Source organism: Dysgonomonas sp. PH5-45, assembly GCF_029893235.1.
Lineage (GTDB): Bacteria > Bacteroidota > Bacteroidia > Bacteroidales > Dysgonomonadaceae > UBA1309.
This window is the reverse complement of the sequence record NZ_JARXWE010000054.1, coordinates 1-3950: the sequence shown is the minus strand read 5'-3', so window position 1 is coordinate 3950 and position 3950 is coordinate 1. Positions and strand designations below refer to the sequence as shown.

Genomic DNA, 3950 nt, shown 5'->3' with positions numbered 1-3950 from the left:
AGAGATTGAGCAAATATTCAACGCGCTTATTTCATTGATAATAAATAATTTAACTAAACAAATCAGCGAATTGTTTCAACTACTGATTCGCATTACTTATAAATTCTATATCGTTTCGTGGCGAGCCCGTTGATGGCAGATTAGAATATCTAAACTGTTCAATCCTATTATTTCTGTTATTTCCTATCAGAAATCCGATGGCATCTTCATCTTGATCCTGATAAATAAAATTGAAGTAAGCATCCTTATTATCCCCCACAAAAACCTTTAACTCCATTCCGTTACTCACCGTAATGGGCATCCAACTGTATTTTTCCAATTCGGTGGGTGTTGCCACTCGCAAACCTCCGCGCACAACGAAAGGGTCTTCGGCCAATGTGGGTACATCTTCATTATCTATCGGTTCGTTTTCGTTTGTTTGAGTTATGGATAAAAATTCGGTTTTATCGAGAATCCGGGCATTGGCCAATAGTTCGTCTTTTTCTAAGTCGAACAGAGAAAGGCTTATTTTTTCGAATCCGGGTATACCAGCCGCCAGCCGCATCAATTTCTGCCCAATAATTCGCACATAAATATCTCCTCCTTCTTTTTCACCATTAATCCACTGTGATTGGTATGCTTCCTGTAAAGGGAATAAAGAATAATAACGCATAACGTAAGCGTCGTAAGCATCTGTCCGATACGTATTCCATGCGGAAATAGAGGCTCCATCGTTGTAACGATCCATTATAATATCAAAACTTTTCTCTTTCTCAGGTACTTTGCTGATACCTTCCAGTATCTTCCGACTTTCTTTGTTTATGAGTGTGAATTGTTGTTTGCGTCGTTTGGTATCGCGCACTTCGTCTTTTGTTAGCTTAAAGGAATAGCGCTTATAGAGAGATATTGTTCCTAATACCATTTTCCCTTCCTCATTCTCATAGAAAAATAGGTATATAGGTTCGTTTATCGAAAAACCTAATTTACAACATTCATCGTCCGATAGGGTATAGCTATAAAGCTTAAATTTAAACTCTGCAGGTTTTTCTTTTTCTACTACTGTTAGTCGTTGTGGGTCGATGTTGGTAAGCAATGTTTTTTCTACTATCAGATTGTCGAAAAACGGATTAGAGTCGATGCCTACACCTTTCTGTGCCTGTATATTCAGTACGAATGCTCCTAAAAGAAAAAGGAAGAAAAGTAGTTTTTTCATAAAGTTCGTTTTGTGTCATAATATTCCCGCCAAAGATAAAAAAAGAAACTAATCGGAAAGTATTCTGTTATTTCTTTTTACCATTGTTGGGCAGGTACAGAAAACTGTCGATTTTTTGAATCGACATGACAGTTTAATGAACAGATATACAGAAGATAAATCAAGAAAGCAGTAGGGGATAAATTGTATTTCTACTGCTTTCTTATGTTATATATGTACTTCAATAAGAAACTTACTCGAACGAAGCGATTGTACGGTGAATGATATCAATACATTCATTCAACTGTTCTTCGGTAATAACCAAAGGTGGAGCAAAACGGATGATATTGGTATGTGTTGGCTTAGCAAGCAAGCCGTTTTCGCTCAGTTTAATGCAGATATCCCAAGCGAGGTCTTTGTGTCCTTCGTTATTAATGATAAGGGCATTAAGCAGCCCTTTTCCACGAACCGATTTTGCGATTTTCGATGTTTTGCAGAGTTCCGCCATAGCATTGCGGAATATTTGCCCCAGTTTGTAAGCTTTGTCGGCAAGCTGTTCGTCACGAACCACTTCGAGGGCAGCAATGGCCACAGTGGCCGCAATGGGATTACCTCCAAAGGTAGAACCATGCTGACCGGGTTTTATTACGTCCATAATTTCGTTGCGCGCCAATACGGCCGAAACCGGATAAACACCACCCGAAAGGGCTTTGCCCAAAATCAGGATATCGGGGTGGATGCCTTCGTAGTCGCAAGCCAAAAGCTTACCTGTACGGGCAATACCTGTCTGAACTTCATCGGCAATGAAAAGCACATTGTGTTGTTTACACAAATCGAAACATTTTTTCAGGTAGCCATCATCGGGAACATAAGCACCCGCCTCACCCTGTATCGGTTCAACCAAGAAGCCCGCGACATTAGGGTTTTCTTTCAAAGCTTTTTCAAGAGCCGCAACATCGTTATAAGGTATAACAGTGAAGCCCGGAGTGAACGGACCATAATTGCTGTACGCATCGGGATCGATCGAGAACGAAACGATTGTTGTTGTACGCCCATGGAAGTTATTTTCGCAAACGATTATCTGGGCAGAATCCTTAGGCAGTCCTTTTTTCTCGTAAGCCCATTTGCGGCAAAGCTTCAACGCTGTTTCAACAGCCTCGGCTCCGGTATTCATAGGAAGAACCTTGTCGAATCCGAAATACTTTGTCACAAACTCTTCATAAACACCCAATTTGCTGTTGTAGAAAGCACGCGAGGTAAGCGTCAGGGTTTTTGTTTGCCGCAACATAGCATCTATAATCTTAGGATGGCAATGACCCTGATTAACGGCCGAATATGCCGACAGAAAATCGTAATACCGTTTTCCATCTACATCCCATACATAAACACTTTCCCCTTTTTCAAGAACAACAGGTAGCGGATGATAATTGTGCGCACCATACTTATTCTCCAGCTCCATCAACTGTGGAGCAGATAACTTTTGTTCCATAAGCTTAAATTTATTTTGCAGGTTATTGAAAATACCTGTGGTTATTGTTTTTTTAAAGTTTACGTGGTATGAACACCTCGGCCATCATACAACGGGCACTACCGCCGCCGTATTTTTCGATGGTTGGTATCGCTACGCTGATTATCTCGTTGTATGCGCGTATACGGTTGCGTTGATCGTCGGTCAAAGAATCGTAAGCCGACTGCGACATTACCAAGTATGGCACTTCGTCACGCCCTTCAACTTGCAACATATTACCCGCAAAGTTGTGCATTTGCTGTTCGGTTATTTCTATTATCTCCTTGCCATTGTCGGTAAGTGTTTTTTCAACAAATTTTCGTTCATCGGCATTGTCTATCGTATCAAGGCAGATTATCGCATAGCGGTCGGCAACACACATCATAACATTGGTGTGGTATATTGGCAAACGTTTATCGCCTACCGTTTGGTACGAATGGAAATAAACAGGGGTATATGCAAAATCCTTGCAGAAAGTAAGGAAAAGTTCTTTGTTGGTACGTTCCGAAAGGGCGGCATAAGCCACTTTATTGGCTCTGTCAAGAATCATACTGCCTGTACCCTCCAAGAATCTGTTTTCGGCTTCGGATGCTGTATAGTCTAATATATCGGCAATGTAGAAGCCATCTTCTACCATCTGATTCAGAATATCGACACGACGCTCCACTCGGCGGTTTACGGCACACATAGGGTAAACGGCTATGCGCCCGTCTTCGTGAAACGAAATCCAGTTGTTCGGGAATATCGAATCGGGTGTATGTGGGTCGATAGTATCTTTTACTACAATCAGATTAACGCCTTTGCCGCACAATGTTTGTACCATGGCTTCGAATTCAGCATGGGCTTTATCTTGAATGGTCGCTTCGGCGGTATCGTCTTTTTTCTGAAAGTAGTTGTTAACTGCAGTTTGTTCGTTAAACCCGAAAGCTACGGGTTCTATCATTAGAATAGTGTTTGAATTTTGTTTTGCCATGATTTTACAAAATGGTATTTTTATAATGAAACTACACAAAGATAGTAAAACAGAGTGCAAAACAAAGAATTAACAGATAGCTTAAAAACAGAAATTGTTTTAGTTGTAAAGAAATATTCGAGGCGTGGTAGCTTCTATGTTGTAATCCAAATAAATACCCGATTATTTTTTCAATTTACTAAGAGTCTGTTTAAATTTGATTACTAATGCGAATCAGTAGTTGAAACAATTCGCTGATTTGTTTAGTTAAATTATTTATTATCAATGAAATAAGCGCGTTGAACATTTGCTCAATCTCT

At 40.2% G+C, this 3950-nt stretch carries 3 protein-coding genes; all 3 read right to left on the bottom strand.

Annotated elements, in window-relative coordinates; genetic code table 11:
- Nucleotides 1-79 precede the first annotated feature (79 nt).
- The 3 genes from M2132_RS11765 to ctlX all read right to left on the bottom strand — a co-directional run bounded on the left by M2132_RS11765 (nt 80) and on the right by ctlX (nt 3651).
- Nucleotides 80-1192: a hypothetical protein gene (locus M2132_RS11765; protein ID WP_280673759.1), complete on the bottom strand. Its 1113-nt coding sequence runs from the start codon at nt 1190-1192 to the stop codon at nt 80-82.
- Nucleotides 1193-1424: 232 nt separating this feature from the next.
- A complete protein-coding gene (rocD, locus tag M2132_RS11760; protein WP_280673757.1) occupies nt 1425-2660 on the bottom strand; it encodes an ornithine--oxo-acid transaminase in 1236 nt (411 codons plus the stop codon).
- Nucleotides 2661-2712: 52 nt separating this feature from the next.
- The gene (gene ctlX / locus M2132_RS11755; RefSeq protein ID WP_280673755.1) at nt 2713-3651 is read right to left on the bottom strand and encodes a citrulline utilization hydrolase CtlX; all 939 of its coding nucleotides are present in this window, start codon (nt 3649-3651) and stop codon (nt 2713-2715) included.
- Nucleotides 3652-3950 lie beyond the last annotated feature (299 nt).